The 17724-nt window shown below is 75.6% G+C and carries 19 protein-coding genes; 11 read left to right on the forward strand and 8 right to left on the reverse strand.

Features of this window, described 5'->3' with window-relative positions:
* The first annotated feature begins 54 nt into the window (after positions 1-54).
* Positions 55-912, forward strand: a complete 858-nt coding sequence (locus BLS21_RS17840) for an FAD binding domain-containing protein (protein WP_091221554.1) — start codon at positions 55-57, stop codon at positions 910-912.
* Positions 913-1009: 97 nt separating this feature from the next.
* Positions 1010-1903 (forward strand): SRPBCC family protein, encoded by an 894-nt coding sequence (locus BLS21_RS17845; RefSeq protein ID WP_091221557.1) that lies wholly within the window; start codon positions 1010-1012, stop codon positions 1901-1903.
* Here the strand turns inward: BLS21_RS17845 and BLS21_RS17850 are convergent.
* From BLS21_RS17850 to BLS21_RS17860, 3 genes are read right to left on the reverse strand one after another with little or no spacing between them, the layout of a single operon-like run.
* On the reverse strand, positions 1872-2549 hold the full coding sequence (locus BLS21_RS17850; RefSeq protein ID WP_091221560.1) for an alpha/beta hydrolase family protein: 678 nt from the start codon (positions 2547-2549) through the stop codon (positions 1872-1874). The genes BLS21_RS17845 and BLS21_RS17850 overlap by 32 nt on opposite strands.
* Positions 2546-3241, reverse strand: a complete 696-nt coding sequence (locus BLS21_RS17855) for an HAD-IA family hydrolase (protein WP_245700533.1) — start codon at positions 3239-3241, stop codon at positions 2546-2548. Before BLS21_RS17855 ends, BLS21_RS17850 begins: the two co-directional genes overlap by 4 nt.
* On the reverse strand, positions 3238-3912 hold the full coding sequence (locus BLS21_RS17860; RefSeq protein ID WP_091221562.1) for a DedA family protein: 675 nt from the start codon (positions 3910-3912) through the stop codon (positions 3238-3240). The genes BLS21_RS17855 and BLS21_RS17860 overlap by 4 nt, the downstream gene beginning before the upstream one ends.
* A gap of 64 nt (positions 3913-3976) precedes the next feature.
* Between BLS21_RS17860 and BLS21_RS17865 the strand changes: the two genes are divergently transcribed.
* A complete protein-coding gene (locus BLS21_RS17865; RefSeq protein ID WP_091221564.1) occupies positions 3977-5281 on the forward strand; it encodes an amidohydrolase family protein in 1305 nt (434 codons plus the stop codon).
* 98 nt (positions 5282-5379) lie between these two features.
* Here the strand turns inward: BLS21_RS17865 and BLS21_RS17870 are convergent, their stop codons facing one another.
* Positions 5380-6240, reverse strand: coding sequence for an MBL fold metallo-hydrolase (locus BLS21_RS17870; protein WP_091221568.1), 861 nt, complete (start codon positions 6238-6240; stop codon positions 5380-5382).
* A 57-nt stretch (positions 6241-6297) separates the two neighbouring features.
* Positions 6298-6624 (reverse strand): hypothetical protein, encoded by a 327-nt coding sequence (locus tag BLS21_RS17875; RefSeq protein WP_091221570.1) that lies wholly within the window; start codon positions 6622-6624, stop codon positions 6298-6300.
* A gap of 90 nt (positions 6625-6714) precedes the next feature.
* Here BLS21_RS17875 and BLS21_RS17880 point away from each other — a divergent pair, with 90 nt between their 5' ends.
* From BLS21_RS17880 to BLS21_RS17905, 6 genes are all read left to right on the forward strand, one after another.
* A complete protein-coding gene (locus BLS21_RS17880) occupies positions 6715-8229 on the forward strand; it encodes a TldD/PmbA family protein (protein ID WP_091221572.1) in 1515 nt (504 codons plus the stop codon).
* 100 nt (positions 8230-8329) lie between these two features.
* Complete coding sequence (locus BLS21_RS17885) at positions 8330-9721, forward strand: metallopeptidase TldD-related protein (protein WP_091221575.1); 1392 nt, start codon at positions 8330-8332, stop codon at positions 9719-9721.
* Between the two features lie 340 nt (positions 9722-10061).
* Entirely contained in the window at positions 10062-10364 is a 303-nt protein-coding gene (locus BLS21_RS17890; protein WP_091221577.1) for a hypothetical protein, read from the forward strand.
* 207 nt (positions 10365-10571) lie between these two features.
* Positions 10572-11060 (forward strand): hypothetical protein, encoded by a 489-nt coding sequence (locus BLS21_RS17895; RefSeq protein ID WP_091221580.1) that lies wholly within the window; start codon positions 10572-10574, stop codon positions 11058-11060.
* 178 nt (positions 11061-11238) lie between these two features.
* Positions 11239-12246: a C40 family peptidase gene (locus tag BLS21_RS17900; protein WP_091221582.1), complete on the forward strand. Its 1008-nt coding sequence runs from the start codon at positions 11239-11241 to the stop codon at positions 12244-12246.
* 65 nt (positions 12247-12311) lie between these two features.
* Positions 12312-13787 carry an APC family permease gene (locus BLS21_RS17905; RefSeq protein ID WP_091221585.1) on the forward strand — a complete coding sequence of 492 codons (1476 nt, stop codon included), beginning with the start codon at positions 12312-12314 and terminating at the stop codon, positions 13785-13787.
* 260 nt (positions 13788-14047) lie between these two features.
* On the opposite strand, the gene BLS21_RS25240 is transcribed toward BLS21_RS17905, so the two are convergent.
* Complete coding sequence (locus tag BLS21_RS25240; RefSeq protein ID WP_175479617.1) at positions 14048-14185, reverse strand: YdeI/OmpD-associated family protein; 138 nt, start codon at positions 14183-14185, stop codon at positions 14048-14050.
* A gap of 102 nt (positions 14186-14287) precedes the next feature.
* Between BLS21_RS25240 and BLS21_RS17915 the strand changes: the two genes are divergently transcribed.
* Both BLS21_RS17915 and BLS21_RS17920 read left to right on the forward strand, forming a co-directional pair.
* Positions 14288-14866, forward strand: a complete 579-nt coding sequence (locus BLS21_RS17915) for a gamma carbonic anhydrase family protein (protein ID WP_245700535.1) — start codon at positions 14288-14290, stop codon at positions 14864-14866.
* 79 nt (positions 14867-14945) lie between these two features.
* The gene (locus BLS21_RS17920; protein WP_091221594.1) at positions 14946-15974 is read left to right on the forward strand and encodes a zinc-dependent alcohol dehydrogenase family protein; all 1029 of its coding nucleotides are present in this window, start codon (positions 14946-14948) and stop codon (positions 15972-15974) included.
* An 11-nt stretch (positions 15975-15985) separates the two neighbouring features.
* Here BLS21_RS17920 and BLS21_RS17925 read toward each other — a convergent pair whose 3' ends face one another.
* Positions 15986-16759 (reverse strand): amino acid ABC transporter ATP-binding protein, encoded by a 774-nt coding sequence (locus BLS21_RS17925; protein ID WP_425431618.1) that lies wholly within the window; start codon positions 16757-16759, stop codon positions 15986-15988.
* Positions 16756-17721 carry an amino acid ABC transporter permease gene (locus BLS21_RS17930; RefSeq protein WP_091221596.1) on the reverse strand — a complete coding sequence of 322 codons (966 nt, stop codon included), beginning with the start codon at positions 17719-17721 and terminating at the stop codon, positions 16756-16758. Before BLS21_RS17930 ends, BLS21_RS17925 begins: the two co-directional genes overlap by 4 nt.
* Positions 17722-17724: the final 3 nt, after the last annotated feature.

A 17724-nucleotide genomic window follows, 5' to 3' on the forward strand; every position in this document is an offset into this window, starting at 1 on the left:
GCCGAGGCGACAGGGGAGACGAGCCGTGACCGGTGACGACGAAGGAGTCGAGCCATGATCCCCGCTGCGTTCGAGTACGCCCGCCCGACGAGCATCGACGAGGCCCTGCAGGCCATCGCCGACGGCGGGGACGACGTGAAGGTCCTGGCCGGCGGCCAGTCGCTGATCCCGGTCATGCGGCTGCGGCTGGCCGCGCCGGAGACGGTGGTCGACCTGGGCCGGGTCGCCGAGCTGCGCGGCGTCCGGGACGACGGCGACGCCATCGTCATCGGGGCCATGACGACGCACCACGACGTCATGACCGACCCGCTGGTGCAGCAGCACGCCCCGCTCATCGCCGAGGCGACCGAGACGGTGGCCGACCGGCAGGTGCGGGCCCGCGGCACCTTCGGCGGGGCCCTGGTCCACGCCGACCCCGCGGGCGACCTGCCGGCGGTGGCCCTCGCCCTGGACGCGGAGTTCGTCATCGCCGGCCTCCAGGGACGGCGGACCGTGCCGGCGGCGGACTTCTTCGTCGACTACCTGACCACCGCCGTGGAGGAGGGGGAGCTGCTCGTCGAGGTCCGCGTCCCCAAGCTGGCCGGTGAGTGGGGCATGCGCTACGAGAAGTTCAACCGCGTGGCGCAGGCGTGGTCGATCGTGGCGGTGGCCGCGGTCGTCCGGCGGGAGGACGGGCACATCGCCGAGGCCCGGATCGGGCTGACCAACATGGGCACCACGCCGCTGCGGGCGACCGCGGCGGAGGCCGCACTGGCCGGTGCCGAGGCCACGCCCGAGGCGATCGCCGCGGCGGCCCGGTCGGCCGCCGAGGGGACCTCCCCGAGCAGCGACCTCAACGCCCAGGCGGACTACCGGGAGCACCTGGCGCAGGTGCTGACTCGTCGCGCGGTGACCGCCGCCGCGGGGCTGTAGCGTCGGTCCACCCCTCGGAACCCGCTCGACCGACTCGGCCGGCCCGCCCTCGTCCGGGGGCGGACCGGCCGAGCTCCGTACCCCAGGAGGTAGCACCGTGCAGTTGGAGAACTCGTTCACCGTCCCCGTGCCGATCGACGAAGCCTGGCGGGTGCTGCTGGACATCGAGCGGATCGCGCCGTGCATGCCGGGCGCCGCCCTGGACTCGGTCACCGGTGACGACTTCACCGGCCGGGTCAAGGTCAAGCTCGGCCCGATCAACCTGACCTACCAGGGCAAGGCCTCGTTCGTCGAGAAGGACGAGGCGGCGCACAAGGCGGTCATCGACGGCCGCGGCAAGGACCAGCGCGGCAACGGCACCGCGGCCGCGCTCATCACCGCCCAGCTCAAGGCGGAGGGCGACACCACGCGGGTCGACGTCCTGACCGACCTGAACATCACCGGCCGCCCGGCCCAGTTCGGCCGCGGCGTCATGACCGACGTCGGCAACAAGCTGCTCGGCCAGTTCGCCGACAAGCTCGCCGCCCAGCTGGGTGCCGGCGACGCGGGTGCGACGGCAGCGGCCGCGCCCGCGGAGGAGACGCCGACGCAGAAGGTCGCGGCCACGGCGGCAGGTGCCGCCGGGGAGGTCGCCGCCTCGGTGGAGCAGGTGCCGGGGGACAACGCCGTGGCCGAGCGGACCCGCACGACCGCGGCGGCGGCGCGGGAGACCGCGACGGCGGCCTCGGACCGGGCGTCGGGCGGCGACACCGCCCCGGCCGCGGGCGACACCGCGCCGGCCGCCGTCATCCCGAGCCCGCCGCCGGCCGGGACGACGACCCCGGCGGCCCCGGCCGCGCGGACCACGAGTCCCAAGCACGCCGAGCCCGAGCCGATCGACCTGCTCGAGGTCGCCGGCGGGGCCGCGCTGACCCGCTACGCGGCGCCGCTGGCCGGTGCCGCGGCGCTGCTGCTGGTCATCACGCTGGTCGTGCGGCGCCGGCGCCGCTGACGGTCGCGGGGTCGCCGGGGTCCGCCCCGGCGACCCCGGCCAGCCAGTCGACGGCGGCCAGGGCGACCACGTCCGGGCTGCGCGTCAGTGCGTGGTCGCCGGGGACGGCGTAGAGCGAGGCGCCCGGCCGTCCGGTCAGCACCGCGGCGAGCTCGTCCGGGCGGCCGAACGCGTCCCGCTCGCCCTGCACGACGCCCAGCGGCACCTCCACGGCGGTCAGCTCGTCGGCGCGGCTGCGCTCGGGCCGGCCCGGCGGGTGCAGGGGGAACGCCAGGCACAGCACGCCGTCGGCCCCGAGCGTCGCCGCCGTCCGGCAGGCCACCCGGGCGCCGGCGCTGCGACCGCCGACCACCAGCGGCCCGCTCAGCCGGTCGTCGTCCCGCAGGGTGCCGAGCACCGCCGTCCAGCCCTCGTCCAGCCGGGGCGGCGCGGGCGCGATGCGCCTGCCCGCCACCCGCCAGGGCTGCTCGACGCCCAGCACCCGCCAGCCGGCCGCGGCGGCGCCGGCGGTGACCGCGGTCAGGTCGGCCGACCCGAGGCCCCCGCCCGCACCGTGACCGAGCACCAGCGTGCCGACGACGGCGCCCGCGGGTTCGGTGGCGGTGACCCGCGCCGGGCCGAGCGGGGTCTCGACCTCCCGGGTCACGCCGGGGGCAGCGCGAGCAGCGCGTCGACCGCGCCGGCGAGGTCGCCGGCCACCAGCGCGGCGGGGTCGTACACGGCCGGGTAGACGCGCTCGGTGCGCGGGAACCAGGCCGCGGTCAGGCCGGCCCGCAGCGCGCCGTGGACGTCCCAGCCGTGCGACGCGACCAACGCCAGCCGGGCCGGCTCGACGTCGCAGACCCCGGCCGCCCAGAGGTAGACCTCGCGGGCCGGCTTCCACGCCCGGATCACCTCGCTGGACAGCGAGCGCTCCACCAGCGGGCTCACGCCACCGCGCTCCAGCCCCGCCTCGGCGACGCCGGGGGAGCCGTGGGTCAGCGTCACCACGCGCACGCCGGCCTCGACCAGCCGGCGCAGCGCGGGCTCGACGTCGGGGTGCGGGGCGAGCTCCAGGAAGGCGTCGGCCACCCGGGATCGGTCGGCGTCCCCCAGGTCGGTGGCCTGGGCGAGGGCCGCGTCGAACGCCTCGCGGAACCGGCACCAGGTGCCGGCCGTGGCGGCGGCGAAGCCGGTGAGCAGGGTGCGCGAGAAGACCGCGGGCAGCAGGTCGGCCGGCTGCCCGAGCTCGACCAGTGCGGCGCGCACCGGGCCGAGGTCGAGCAGCGTCTCGTTGACGTCGAAGGCGACGACGCTGGGGCGGGCGGGGGGCACGGAGCCGGGGCGCAGCGCGCTCACGCCGGCCGGCTCTCGTCGGTGCCGGCGCGACGGGCCTGCCGGTGCCGGCGCACGTCCCGCCAGCGCTTGTGGACCAGGTAGCCGATCCCCAGCGCGAACGCGGCCACGACGGCGTAGTCGAGGTAGTGCAGGTTCTGCTGCACGAAGTCGCCGGCCGCGACACCCAGGCCGATGAGCACGCTGTTCCAGATCAGGCTGCCGGCGGCGGAGTACAGGACGAACTGGGCGAGCGGCATGCGCACGACCCCCGCGGGCACGGAGATGAAGCTGCGCACGATCGGCACCATCCGGCCGAAGAACACCGCCGAGCGCCCGTGCCGCTCGAACCAGGCGAAGGTCTTGTCGACGTCCTCGGTCTCCACCAGCGGCAGCCGGTCGAGGAAGGCGTGCGAGCGGCGGGGGCCCAGCGCCCGGCCCACGTAGTAGAAGAAGACCGCGCCCAGGATCGACCCGAGGGTCGCGCACAGGACCACCGGGACGATGTCCAGCCGGCCGTCGTTGATGAGCACCCCGGCCAGGCCCAGCACCGCCTCGCTGGGGATGGGCGGGATGACCGTCTCCAGCAGGATGGCGAAGCCGACGCCCACCGCGCCCAGCCGCTCCACCATGTCGAGCAGGAAGCCGGTGATGCCGCCCTGGTCGGAGGAGGCCGCGGCGGCGAGGAAGGACATGCGCCCCACGGTAACGGCGCGCTCTGGGCGGCACCTGGCAGCCGCGGGGGTAGGTTCGCCACCCATGCGGCAGCGCTTCACCGCCCGGGCCGTCGTCGTCGGGGACCGCGCCGGCACCGTCGTGCCCGACGCCGCGGTCGACGTCGAGGACGGCACGCTCACCTGGGTCGGCCCGGCCGCCGACGCGCCGGACGCCGGGGACGCCGAGGTCGTCGCCGTCCCCGGGGTGCTGCTGCCGGGGCTGGTGAACGCCCACTCGCACGCGCCGATGGTGCTGTTCCGCGGGCAGGCCGAGGGGCTGCCGCTGGCGCGCTGGCTGCGCGAGGTGATCTGGCCGCGGGAGGCGCGGCTGACCCCCGAGGACGTCGAGGTGGCGATGACCGCGGCCTCGGTGGAGATGCTGCGCGGCGGGGTCACCACCAGCGTCGAGATGTACTTCTCGCCCGAGCGGATCGCGGCCGCCGTCGGCCGCACCGGTGCCCGCGCGGTAGTCGCCACCCCGCTGCTGCCGCTGCCCGGGATGCCGCCGCTGGCCCAGCAGCTGGCCGAGGCGGTGACGCTGGCGACCTCCGTGCCCGGCGACGGGGCCGTCGAGTACGGCATCGGCCCGCACGCGGCCTACACGCTGCCGCTGCCGGTGCTGCGCGACGCCGCGGCCGCCGCCCGGGAGCACGGCCTGCTGCTGCACCTGCACGTCGCCGAGACCGCAGGCGAGGGCGCGGACCTGCTGGCGACCCACGGGCTGTCGGTGCCCGCCCTGCTGGCCGCGCACGACGTCCTGGGCGGCCGGGTGCTGGCCGCGCACAGCGTGCACGTCGACGACGGCGACCTGGAGCTGTGGCGGGAGTACGACGTGGCGGTGGCGCACTGCCCCGCGAGCAACGCGAAGCTGGCCAGCGGGATCGCGCCGGTGCGGGCGCTGCTCGACCGCGGCGTCCGGGTGGGGCTGGGCACCGACGGGCCGGCGTCCAACGACGGGCTGGACCTGCTGGCCGACGTCCGGCTGGCCGCGGGCCTGGCCCGGCTCCGTGAGGGCTCGGCCACCGCGCTGACCGCCGCCGAGGCGTTCTGGCTGGCCACCGGCGGGGCCGCCGACGCGATCGGCCGCCCGGACCTCGGCCAGGTCGCCGTCGGCCGCCGGGCGGACCTGGTGCACGTCGACACCCGCGACCTGGCCTTCGAGCCCGTTCTCGACCCGGTGGACCTGCTCACCCACCTGGTCTGGTCGGGCACCTCGCAGCTGGTGCGCGACACCTGGATCGGCGGGCGGCAGGTCGTGCGCGACGGCGTCTGCACCACGGTGGACGCCGAGGCGCTGCGCGCCGACGTCGCCGAACGAGCCGCACGGCTGGCTGGGCGCGCAGGCTGACCGACACGGGCGCCCCGGTCGCGGGTGGTGAGCCGCCTGCGCTGGTCGGGCCGCGGCGCGGGGGGCGGAGCCCTCCCGGTGCGGTGCGACGGTAGGGCTCAGTGCCCGTGGGGGACGGCACCTGGCTGCGGTCGCGGTCCGGAGGACCGCAGTGAGATCGTCTCGCCGCGGGTGACCGCTCGGATCTCGCCCGGTGCGCGCCGGGCGGCCACCTCGCGGACGAAGTCGCCCAGCGGCGAGGCGAACCGGTCGTAGTCGTCGTAGTGCACCGGCACGGTGACCGGCGGCTTGAGCAGCTCGACGAGATCGGCACCCTGCCGGCCGTCCATGGTCACGGTGAAGCCGAGCGCCTTGGTGCCGCCCAGGTGCGGGATGACGACGTCCAGCGGGCCGCAGCGCTCGAGCACCTCGCCGAGCTCGGGGCGGAAGACGGTGTCGCCGCTGATGTAGCCCCGCCAGGACACCTCGCCGTCCCGCACCAGCTCCAGCACGCTGCCCATCACCGGCGGCAGCAGCTTGGCGACGGGCTGGGGGCCGTGGACGCCGGGGACCGAGGTGATCCGCAGCGTGGCGCCGTCGCGGCTCAGCTCGTGCCGCTGCCAGGGGGTGAGGTCGACGGTCTCCCGGAAACCGCGCCGGCCCAGCGCGCGGGCGGCGGCCCGGGTCGTGATCACCGGGGTGCCGCGGTCGAGGGTGCGGGTGGCGATGCGGTCCCAGTGGTCGGCGTGCAGGTGCGACAGCAGGATGGAGTCCAGCGCCGGCAGCTGGGTGGGCTGCAGCGCGGGCTCGGTGAGCCGCTTGGTCCACAGCCCCTTGCCGAGGTAGGCGCGCTGCCCGCGGTGCAGGAAGTTCGGGTCGGTCAGCAGCGTGAAGGGCCCGAGTCGCAGCAGCGTGGTGGCGTTCCCGCCGAAGGTGAGCGTGACGTCGTCGGCAGGGGACGGCGGGGAGGGCGCGGCCATGTGCTGGCGTCTACCCCGGTCGTCTCGCGGCCACGCCGTCCGGAGCCGGCGGCCGGGTCAGCCCCCGGGGCGCTCCCACCCGTGGTCCCCGCAGGCCCGCAGGAAGTTCGCGCCCGCCTCGACGACCGCGGCGTAGTCGAGGTCCTCCTCCCGGGTGTCCCGGAACCGCACGTAGGGGTCGGTCAGCGGTGTCGAGTCCGACCGCCCGAGCAGGTCGCCGACCCGCTCGGTGACCTCGGCCCGCCGGTCGGCCGGGCTGCCCGCGTCCATCCAGGCGGACACGGCGTCGCACGCCTCGGTGGACGGCCGGTCCAGCCCGCCGCCCGCGCAGGCGGCGAGGGCGAGGGCCGCCGCCGGGACGGCCCAGATCCGGCGTCGGGGCACCCGGCGAGGCTAGTGGCGCCGGTGCCCGACCGGGTGCCGGGCCCTCGGACCCGCCGTGGACCGGGTCGCCCGCGCTGGTAGACAGGGGCGGTGGCTGCCTCCCGCGACGTGGACGCGTCCTTCCTCGCCCTCCCGCTCTCCGCGCTGACCGACGCCGCGCTCACCCGGGCCCTCGACCTCGGCTGCGAGCACGCCGACCTGCGGGTGGAGCGGATCCGCACCCAGTCGATCAGCCTGCGCGACGCCCGGCTGGAGTCGCTGGCCGACGGCGAGGACCTCGGCCTGGCCGTGCGCGTGGTGTACGAGGGCACCTGGGGGTTCGCCGCGGGCGTCGTCCTCACCGCGGCGGAGGCCGTGCGGCTCGCCGAGGAGGCGGTCGCCGTCGCGCAGGTGTCGGCGGCGGTCAACAGCGACCGCGTCGAGCTCGCGCCCGAGCCGGCGTACCCCGACGCGGTCTGGGTGTCCGACTACGACGTCGACCCGTTCGAGGTGCCCGACGCGGAGAAGACCGGGCTGCTCACCGAGCTGTCCGAGCAGCTGCTGGCCGCCGACGGCGTCGAGCACGTGCAGGCGGTCTGCCAGGCGGTGAAGGAGCAGAAGTACTACGCCGACACCGCCGGCACGCGCACGCGCCAGCAGCGGGTGCGCATCCACCCCGACCTCACCGCGCTCACCGTCGACCGCTCCACCGGCGCGTTCGAGAGCATGCGCACCGTCGCGCCGCCGGCCGGCCGCGGCTGGGAGTACCTGACCGGCACCGGCTGGGACTGGCGCGGCGAGATCGCCGAGATCCCCGAGCTGCTGCGCGAGAAGACTAAGGCGCCGTCGGTGCAGGCGGGGCGCTACGACCTCGTCGTCGACCCGTCGAACCTGTGGCTGACCATCCACGAGTCCATCGGCCACGCCACCGAGCTGGACCGGGCGCTGGGCTACGAGGCCGCCTACGCCGGCACCTCGTTCGCCACCGTCGACCAGCTGGGCACGCTCCGCTACGGCTCCGAGATCATGAACGTCACCGGCGACCGCACCGCCCCGTACGGGCTCTCCACGATCGGCTGGGACGACGAGGGCGTCGCCGGGCAGCGGTGGGACATCATCAGGGACGGCGTGCTGGTCGGCTACCAGGTCGACCGGAACACCGCGCGGATGGGCGGCATGACGCGCTCCAACGGCTGCGCCTTCGCCGACTCGCCGCAGCACACGCCGGTGCAGCGGATGGCCAACGTCTCGCTGCAGCCGGCCCCCGACGGCCCCTCGACCGCCGATGTCATAGCCGGCGTCGAGCGCGGGATCTACGTGGTCGGCGACAAGAGCTGGTCGATCGACATGCAGCGCTACAACTTCCAGTTCACCGGCCAGCGCTTCTACCGGATCGAGGGCGGGCAGCTCGCCGGGCAGCTGCGCGACGTGGCCTACCAGGCGACGACGACGGACTTCTGGGGCTCGATGCGCGTCATCGGGGGCCCGCAGACGTACCTGCTCGGCGGCGCCTTCAACTGCGGCAAGGCCCAGCCCGGGCAGGTCGCCCCGGTCAGCCACGGCTGCCCGGTGGCGCTGTTCGAGAACGTGAACATCCTGAACACCGTGCAGGAGGCCGGGCGATGAGCGGCGCGAGCGCCAGCGAGCGGGCTGTGAGCATCGCAGCGAGCGCCAGCGAGCGGGCTGTGAGCATCGCAGCGAGCGTCAGCGAGCGAGGAGCGGGACGATGAGTTCGTGGTCGCGTCCGCAGGACGTCGTCGAGAAGGCGCTGGCCGCCTCCACCGCCGACGAGCAGGTCGCCTTCGTGGTGGAGAGCTCCGAGGCGAACCTGCGCTGGGCGAAGAACAGCCTCACCACGAACGGCTCGATGCGCTCCCGGCAGGTCGTCGTCGTCTCGTTCGTCGACGGTGGGGCCGGGATGGCGGCCGGCACGGTGGCGCGCACCGGCAGCCCGGACGTCGAGGAGCTGGTGGCCGCCAGCGAGCAGGCCGCCCGCGACGCCGGCCCGGCCGAGGACGCCGTCCCGCTGGTCAGCGAGGCGCCGCCCGGCGCCGGTGACTGGGACGCCGACCCCGCGGAGACCTCGATCGGCGTCTTCCGCGACTTCGCGCCCGCGCTGGGGCAGGCCTTCGGCGGCGCCCGCGACCGCGACGAGCTGCTCTTCGGTTACGCCGAGCACGCCATGGCCACCACCTACCTGGGGACGTCGACCGGGCTGCGGCTGCGGCACGACCAGCCCAGCGGCCGGGTGGAGCTGAACGGCAAGAGCGGCGACATGAGCCGCTCGGTGTGGGCCGGCGTCGGCACCCGGGACTTCACCGACGTCTCGGTGGCCGACCTGGTCGCCGACGTGCAGCGCAAGCTCGGCTGGTCGCAGCGGCGGGTCGAGCTGCCCGCCGGGCGCTACGAGACGCTGCTGCCGCCCTCGGCGGTCAGCGACCTGATGATCTACGCCTACTGGACGATGGAGGCCCGCGACGCCGACGAGGGCCGCAACGTCTACGCCCGGCCCGGCGGCGGCAACCGCGTCGGCGAGCGGCTGGCCGCCCTGCCGCTGACGCTGCGCAGCGACCCGTTCGAGCCCGGCCTGGAGGCCTGCCCGTTCCAGGTGGTCAGCGGCTCGTCGGGCATGGCATCGGTGTTCGACAACGGCATGGCGACGCCGGCGGTCGAGTGGATCTCCGGCGGCGTGCTGGCCAACCTGATCCGGCCGCGGGCCTGGGCGCTGAGGACCACCGCGCCGGCCACGGCCGCCGTCGACAACCTGGTCCTCGAGCAGCCGGGCGCCACGGCGTCCCTCGACGAGATGGTCGCCGGCACCGAGCGCGGGCTGCTGCTGTCCACGCTCTGGTACATCCGCGAGGTCGACCCGCAGACGCTGCTGCTCACCGGGCTCACCCGCGACGGCGTGTTCCTGGTCGAGGGCGGGGAGGTGACCGGCGCGGTGAACAACTTCCGGTTCAACGAGTCGCCGGTCGACCTCCTCGGCCGGATCACCCAGGCCGGTCGCACCGAGCGCACCCTGCCGCGCGAGTGGAACGACTGGTTCACCCGCGCCGCGATGCCCGCTGTGCGCGTGCCGGACTTCAACATGAGCTCGGTGTCGCCCGCCAGCTGAGGGAGGACCCGGCCCCTCGCAGGTCCCGCCGCGAGCGGGCGAGCGGTGGGGGTCCAGGGGTCCGTCTCCCACCCCTCGCCGGCTCGGGGCGGTGCCCTGGACGGGGCCGCGTGCGCGAGGGGCGGCTGTGACCGGTGGGGCGGAGCGACCGGTCCGTCACGCTCCGCCCGCCTGGCATCGTGACGTTCTGCGTTCGGTCACCTACCGTCTGTCTCGCGGGACCGGGGACGCTCGACTTCACCACCCCCGCGCGCACGCCGAAACGTGCACCGAGCGGAACGAGGCTCCGCTCGCCAACGGACGGGCTCCGGCACAGCCGGACCGGGGAGGGGAGGGTCCCGTGACCAGGACTCAGAAGCCGTCGGTCTTCCAGGTCGGCAGGGTGTGGGACGACGGGCACGCCGTCGTGGTCTCCGGCTGGGGTCTGGGCCTGTGCGCCTCGGCCTGCGCCTGCCACCGCCACCCCTCCACCGGTAGCCTGGCGATCGCCGAGGACCAGACCCGGGGCCTGCTCGGCCTGGTGAGCCACCGCGAGGACGGCTGCGACTGCTGCGAGCCGTGGACCGCCGTCGAGCTCTCCGCCATCGTCCGGGACCTGCGGGTGGTCGCCGACCTCGACGCCCCCGAGCCGCTCGCCGGCTGACTGAGGACCACCTCTCCCCCCTTGAAGGACCCCCGTGCCCCCCGCCACTCGCAGGCTCGCGGCGGGACCCCGCACGGGGGCCGACGGGGCCGACGAGGCCTGCGGGACCCGGAGAGGTGGCCGTTCCAGCACGTTCCCCGACCCGGCTCCGCACCTGCGGGGCCGGGTCGCGGTTCCTCCGCACGCCTCCCCGGGTAGGGCCGTCCCATGCTGGGACGTGCTGCCCTCCGAGGTGCCCTCGCCGGTCTGGCCGGCACCGCGGCCATGACGCTGGCCGAGCAGGTCGAGCAGTCGGTGACCCGCCGCCCGGACTCCTATGTGCCCGGGCGCACCCTGACCGCGCTGACCACCCGCCGCCGCCTGCCGGGGTCCGCGCGCCCGCTCGTGCGCAACCACCTCATGCACTGGGGCACCGGCGCGCTCGTCGGCGCCCTGCGCGGCGTGTGGTCGGCCAGCGGGCTGCGCGGTTGGCGCGCCTCGGCCTGGCACACCTCGGTCCGGCTGGCCACCGACCAGACCCTGGAGAACGCCACCGGCGTCGGCGCGCCGCCGTGGACGTGGTCGCGCCGCGACCAGGTCGTCGACATCGGCGGCAAGGCCGTCTACTCCTTCGTGACCGGCGCGGTGGCCGACCGGCTGGTCCCCCTCGCGCCCGACCGCACCTCGTCGGGCTCCGCTCCGCCCCGTCGCCGGTAGCCGGTCCTCCCGCGTCGCACGGGACCCCCGGTGCCGCTGTGACGACTGAGGTGCGCGCCGCGGTCGGCGGCCCGCGCGCCACCCCCTACCCCTTGGCGTCGTGTCCTTACCGTGCGTGCACACGTGCATGGAACACCGCTCACTTCCCGGGGCGGGGCGCGGCGAGAGGGGGCCGGACATGGGCCACAACCGGACGACGAGTCGACGCTGGTCGCGCGCCGCCCTGGCCGCCACCGCCACCGTCGCCGTGCTGCTGACCCCGGCGACCGCGAGCGCCGCCCCGGCGTCCGCGGAGGAGGCTCAGCGGCTGGTCGCCGAGACCAGCAAGCAGCTGGCCACCCTCGACGAGCAGGTCCGCGAGGCCGAGCTGACGGTGGCCGCGCAGCAGCAGACCGCGGCCGATGCCGCCGCGCGGGCGTCCCAGGCCGAGGCCGTGCTCGCCGGCTACGGCCCGCAGCTGGCGGCCATCGCGCAGAGCGCCGGCACGACGCAGTCCCGGATGGCCGCGTTCCTGACGTCGGACTCCGCGGCGGACGTCGTCCAGCAGATGACCACGCTGGACCTCATCGCCGCGCACACCGAGGGCCTGCTGGCCGAGGTGTCGGTCGCGCAGCGCACCGCCGAGCAGGCCCGGGCCGACGCCGACGCCGCCGCCGCGCAGGCCACCGCGTCGCTCGACGAGCTCCAGCGCCAGCGGGCCGAGGTGCAGGCGCGTCAGCAGCAGTACGAGAGCGACTACGCGAGCCTCTCGGCCGCCGCGCAGGCCGCCGTCCGCACCGCGATTGCCGGCCCGGCACTGACCGCCGACGTCGGGGCGGTCGTGGCCGCCGCGCCCAGCGGGGACGTCGGCGCCGTCCTCGAGGCCGCGCTCGCGCAGGTCGGAGACCCCTACGTCTGGGGCGGCAGCGGCCCCGACGGCTTCGACTGCTCGGGTCTGACCAGCTACGCCTACGCCGCCGCCGGTGTCTCCCTGCCGCACTCCAGCCGCGCCCAGTCGCGGATGGGCACGGCGGTCTCCCGCAGCGAGCTGCAGCCCGGTGACCTGGTGTTCTTCGGCTCGCCCGTCTACCACGTCGGCATCTACGTCGGGAGCGGGAAGATGGTGCACGCCCGCACCTTCAACCAGCCGGTGGCCGTGACCAGCGTGGACATCGGCGACTACGTCGGGGCGCGCCGCATCCTCTGAGGACGGGGTCCTCCCACGCAGGGGGCCGGCGCCCGACCGGGGCGGGAGCCGTAGCGTCGCGCGCCGTGACCGCGCCCGCGGAGTCCCCGCCCACCCTGCGCCCCGATGCGATCGGGTTCGGCGACGCCCTCGTCGTCGGCCTGGCCGCGACCTCCCCCGCCTACTCGCTCGCCGCGGTGATCGGGCCGGTCGTGGCCCTGGTCGGCGTCCACGCCCCCGGCGTCCTGCTCGCCTCGTTCGTGCCGATGCTGCTGATCGCGGCCGCGTTCGCCGCGCTCGACCGGGCCGACCCCGACTGCGGGACGACGTTCTCCTGGGTCACCCGGGCGATGGGCCCGTGGGCCGGCTGGATCGGCGGCTGGGCGATCGCGATGACCGGCGTCCTGGTGGTGGGGTCGCTGGCGGAGGTCGGCGTCCGCTCCACCCTGCTCGCGGTCGGGCTGGACGGCTGGGAGTCCTCGACGCCGGTCGTCCTGGGGCTGACCGTGCTGCTCGTCCTGGTCATGGCGGCGCTGTGCGTGCTCGGCACGGAGCTGTCCGCGCGGGTGCAGAACGGGCTGATCGTCGCGCAGACGCTGGCGCTGGCGGTGTTCGCCGTCGTGGCGCTGGCACGCGGGCTGCGCGGGGACAGCCCGTTCGGCGCGCTGACGCCGGAGTGGTCCTGGCTGGACCCGCTCGGGGCGGGCGGCCCGGCGCTGACCGGCGGGCTGCTGCTCGGGGTCTTCGCGTACTGGGGCTGGGAGTCGGCGGTCAACCTGACCGAGGAGACGCGCGGGGGCGCCGCCGGCCGCGCCGCGGTGCTCTCGACCGTCGTCCTGCTGCTGACCTACCTCGGGGTCGCCGTCGCCGTCGTCTGCTTCGCCGGGACCAGCTGGCTGGCGGAGAACGCCGACGAGGAGGAGGCGGTCTTCGCGCTGCTCTCCGAGCGGGTGCTCGGCGGCTGGGACTGGGTGGTGCTGCTCGCCGTCGCCACCTCGGCGATCGCCTCCACCCAGACGACGATCATCCCGGCGTCCCGCACCGGGCTGTCGATGGCCCGGCGCGCCGCGCTGCCCGCCCGGTTCGGGTCGATCTCGCCGCGCCACCGGACGCCGGACGTCTCCACCTGGTGGGTCGCCGGCATCGCGGTGGTCTGGTACCTCGGCGTCAGCGCGCTGTCGGAGAACGCGCTGTTCGACTCGATCACCGCGCTCTCGCTGCTCATCGCGCTGTACTACGCGATGACCGGCATCGCCTGCGCCGTGTACTTCCGCCGGCGCCTGACCCGCAGTCTGCGCGACCTGCTGCTGCTCGGCGTCGGGCCGCTGGCCGGTGCGGGGATGCTGGTCTGGCTGCTCGTGCTCTCGGTGCGCGACCTCGCCGACCCGGCGAACAGCTACACCGGCGCGGCCTGGCTGGGGCTCGGGCCGCCGCTGGTCATCGGCGTGGCGATCATGGCCGCGGGCGTCGTCCTCATGCTGCTGTGGCGACGGCGCGACGCGCGGTTCTGGGCCGAGCGACCGCAGGTCAGCAGGGACGCCGTCCCTCCGCGAGCGTCGTGACGCTCCGGCCCTCCGGGCAGGGGCCCGCCGCGGGCGTGCGAGCGGTGGGGGCAGGAGGGTCCTCCAGGTGGCGGTTGCGGCCGTCGAGGGCGTCGACGGCCTGCTGGGCGGCGGGCTCGGCGGCGAGGTCGTCGGGGACGGTCGTCGTGGCCGGGCCCGCGCAGGGGTGATGCGCTGCAGGCGGGAGGGTCCGCCCAGGCGCTGCGACCTCCCGTCGGTCCAGCCGGAGCAGAGCACCGACTCGACCCGTCGGGCGTAGGTCACCGAGGGGACGCGGAGCCCTGCTCGGCCAGCCGCACGTACGGCCCGGGCGCCGTCGCGTGCCCGGCGTCCAGCCACTCCTCCCGCGCGGCCCGGTCGGGGAAGGCCGGCACCGGCAGGTCGGTCGGCAGCGTCACGGCGGCCGTCCTGGCGGCGGCCGGCGTCGCGGTCCACGGTCGCCGACGCCGCGGTGCATCCGGCGGGTGCGACCGCGACGCGCCTGTGCTGTGCTGTCGCCCGTGGCCGAGAACTACATCGCCGAGTTGCCGTTCGGGTCCCCGCGCATCGACGGCGAGGCCTTCGTCGCGCCGACGGCCGTGGTGGTCGGTGCCGTGACGATGGGCCCGCGGTCCAGCATCTGGTACGGCGCGGTCGCGCGCGCCGACGCCGAGGTGATCGAGATCGGCGAGGGCTCCAACATCCAGGACGGCTGCACCCTGCACTCCGACCCCGGATTCCCCCTCGTCGTGGGCCGCGGGGTGACCGTCGGGCACCGCGTGGTCCTGCACGGCGCGCGCATCGACGACGACGTCCTGGTGGGCATGGGCAGCGTCGTCATGAACGGCGCGCACATCGGCTCGGGCTCGATCGTCGCCGCCGGCGCCGTCGTCACCCAGGGCACGCAGGTGCCGCCGGGCTCGCTCGTCGCCGGCGTCCCCGCCAAGGTCATCCGGCAGGCCCGGGACGAGGACCTGCAGCACATCCGCGGCAACGCAGCCAGCTACACCGAGCGGCTGGACGGTGCCCGCAAGGTGCGCCCGGTCGTCCGCACCCCGCTCCCGCCGGCCGGGCAGACGCCCGGCGACGCGATGGACTAGGCAGACGGCGGCAGCGCGAACCAGACGGCCCGACCGGGCCACCGGGGACGTGCCGAGCGGTCTGGGGCAGGCTGCCCGGGTGCGTGCACTCGTGTTCGAGTCCTTCGGCGGCCCGCTGACCGTGCAGGACGTCCCCGCTCCCGACCCGGCGCCCGGCGGTGTCGTCGTCCGGGTGGGCGCCAGCGGCCTCTGCCGCAGCGACTGGCACGCCTGGCAGGGCCACGACCCGGACGTCGTCCTGCCGCACGTGCCCGGCCACGAGCTGGCCGGCACCGTCGCCGCCGTCGGGGCCGACGTCCGGCGCTGGCGGGTGGGCGACCGCGTCACCGTCCCGTTCGTGAACGCCTGCGGCCGCTGCGCGCAGTGCGCCGCCGGCGAGCACCAGGTGTGCACCCGGCAGACCCAGCCCGGGTTCACGCACTGGGGCTCGATGGCCGAGTACGTCGCGCTCGACGCCGCCGACGTCAACCTGGTCGCGCTGCCCGACGGGCTGGACGCCGTCACGGCCGCGAGCCTGGGCTGCCGGTTCGCCACCGCCTTCCGCGCGGTGGCGCAGGTCGCGCGGGTCCGGCCCGGTGAGTGGGTCGCCGTGCACGGCTGCGGCGGGGTGGGGCTCTCGGCGGTGCAGGTGGCCGTCGCCGCGGGCGCCCGGGTGGTCGCCGTCGACGTCTCCCCGGCGGCACTGCGGCTCGCCGCCGCCAACGGCGCCGAGCACGCGGTGGACGGCGGCGGCGGCGTCCCGGCCACCGTCGCCGAGCTCACCGGTGGAGGAGCGCACGTCTCCCTCGACGCCCTCGGCGCGGCCGTGACCTGCGAGAACTCGATCCGGTCGCTGCGGCCGCGGGGCCGGCACGTGCAGGTCGGGCTGCTGCCGCCGGCGCAGGGGCGGCCCGAGGTGCCCATGGACCTCGTCGTCGCCCGCGAGCTGCAGGTGCTGGGCAGCCACGGGATGGCCGCGCACGCCTATCCCGAGCTGCTCGGTCTCATCGCCGCCGGCCGGCTGCGGCCGCAGGCCCTGGTCACCCGGGAGCTCGGTCTCGACGAGGCCGGTGCCGCGCTGGCCGCGGTCGGCCGGGGCCCCGGCATCGCGGTGGTGACGGGCTCGTAGCGCCCCGGCTCCTAGAGGACCTTGGAGAGGAACGCCTGGGTGCGCGGGTGCTGGGGGTCGGTGAGCACCCGGCGCGGGTCGCCGGCCTCGACCACCACGCCGTCGTCCATGAAGACGAGGGAGTCACCGACCTCGCGGGCGAAGCCCATCTCGTGGGTGACGACGACCATCGTCATGCCCGACTCGGCGAGCCCCCGCATGACGTCGAGGACCTCGCCGACCAGCTCCGGGTCCAGCGCCGAGGTCGGCTCGTCGAAGAGCATGAGCTTGGGCTCCATCGCCAGGGCCCGGGCGATCGCCACCCGCTGCTGCTGGCCGCCGGAGAGCTGGTTCGGGTAGTTGTGCACCCGCTCCCCGAGACCCACCCGCTCCAGCAGCTCGACGCCGCGGGCGCGGGCCTCCTCCCGGCGGACCCCCTTCACCCCGACCGGCGCCTCGACGACGTTCTCCAGGGCGGTCATGTGCGGGAAGAGGTTGAACCGCTGGAAGACCATGCCGATGTCCCGGCGCTGCGCGGCCACCTCCCGGTCCCGCAGCTCGTGCAGCTTGCCGCCCCGTTCCCGGTAGCCGACGAGGTGCCCGTCGACCCAGAGCCGGCCGGCGTCGATCTTCTCCAGGTGGTTGATGCAGCGCAGGAAGGTCGACTTGCCCGAGCCGGAGGGGCCGATGACGCAGACCACCTCGCCCGGCGCGACCTCCAGGTCGATGCCCTTGAGGACCTCCACGTGGCCGAAGGACTTGCGCACGCCCTCGGCCCGGACCATCGCGGCCCCGTCCCCGGTCACTTCTGGCTCCCGACGTCGGCGGCCCGGCGGGCGGCCCGCTGCGCGCGGGTCTCGGTGGCGCCGAAGCCGCGGCTGAACCGCTTCTCCAGGAAGTACTGGCCGATCATGAGCAGGCTGGTCAGCGCCAGGTACCAGAGGATCGAGGCGACGGCCATCGGGATGATCTGGAAGGTCCGGGAGCCGATCGCCCGCAGCTGGAAGTTCAGCTCGGTGGTCACCGGTACCGCGATGAGCAGCGAGGTGTCCTTGAGCATCGCGATCGTCTCGTTGCCGGTGGGCGGGATGATCACCCGCATCGCCTGCGGGAGCACGATCCGGCGCATCGTGCGGCCGCGGCTCATGCCGAGCGCGTGCGCCGCCTCGGCCTGGCCCGGGTCGACCGACTGGATGCCGGCCCGGACGATCTCGGCCATGTAGGCGCCCTCGGACAACGCCAGGCCCAGCAGGCCGGCGGTGAAGCCGACGAAGATCTCGTTGCCGTCGAAGCCGAACAACCGCCAGTCGGCCTGGAACCCGAGCAGGTCCATCAGCTGCCGGTCGAACGGGAAGCCGAACTCGTAGCGCGCGTAGAGCGCGCCGAGGTTGGCGATGAAGAACAGCAGCACGATGCGGGGGATCGCGCGGAAGAACCAGATGTAGGTCCACGCCGCGCCCGAGACGACCGGGTTCGGCGACAGCCGCATCACCGCGAGGACGATGCCGAGCAGCACGCCCAGCACCATGGCCGCGACCGTCATCACCAGGGTGGTCCGCGCCCCGCGGAGCACCGCGGGCGTGAACATGTTGTCGAGCATGAAGTCCCACTGGAACACCGGGTTGGTGGCCAGCATGTGGACGAACATGGCCGCCAGCACGGCGATGACGGCGGCGGCGACCCATCGGCCCGGGTGCCGGACCGGCACCGCGCGGATCTGCTCGGGCGGTGCCGGCCGGGCCGTCGTGTCGGGCGCCTCCGCGGCCATGGT

The sequence above is a fragment of the Geodermatophilus siccatus genome (genome assembly GCF_900103785.1).
Taxonomy (GTDB): Bacteria; Actinomycetota; Actinomycetes; order Mycobacteriales; family Geodermatophilaceae; genus Geodermatophilus; species Geodermatophilus siccatus.

What these genes read in the sequence shown, in the direction of transcription:
- BLS21_RS17865 (WP_091221564.1), top strand. Translation starts at nt 3,977, where the DNA reads ATGCGGCAGCGCTTCACCGCCCGGGCCGTCGTCGTCGGGGACCGCGCC.
- BLS21_RS17860 (WP_091221562.1), bottom strand. Translation starts at nt 3,912, where the DNA reads ATGTCCTTCCTCGCCGCCGCGGCCTCCTCCGACCAGGGCGGCATCACC.
- BLS21_RS17870 (WP_091221568.1), bottom strand. Translation starts at nt 6,240, where the DNA reads ATGGCCGCGCCCTCCCCGCCGTCCCCTGCCGACGACGTCACGCTCACC.
- BLS21_RS17930 (WP_091221596.1), bottom strand. Translation starts at nt 17,721, where the DNA reads ATGGCCGCGGAGGCGCCCGACACGACGGCCCGGCCGGCACCGCCCGAG.
- BLS21_RS17900 (WP_091221582.1), top strand. Translation starts at nt 11,239, where the DNA reads ATGGGCCACAACCGGACGACGAGTCGACGCTGGTCGCGCGCCGCCCTG.
- BLS21_RS17895 (WP_091221580.1), top strand. Translation starts at nt 10,572, where the DNA reads ATGCTGGGACGTGCTGCCCTCCGAGGTGCCCTCGCCGGTCTGGCCGGC.
- BLS21_RS17840 (WP_091221554.1), top strand. Translation starts at nt 55, where the DNA reads ATGATCCCCGCTGCGTTCGAGTACGCCCGCCCGACGAGCATCGACGAG.
- BLS21_RS17885 (WP_091221575.1), top strand. Translation starts at nt 8,330, where the DNA reads ATGAGTTCGTGGTCGCGTCCGCAGGACGTCGTCGAGAAGGCGCTGGCC.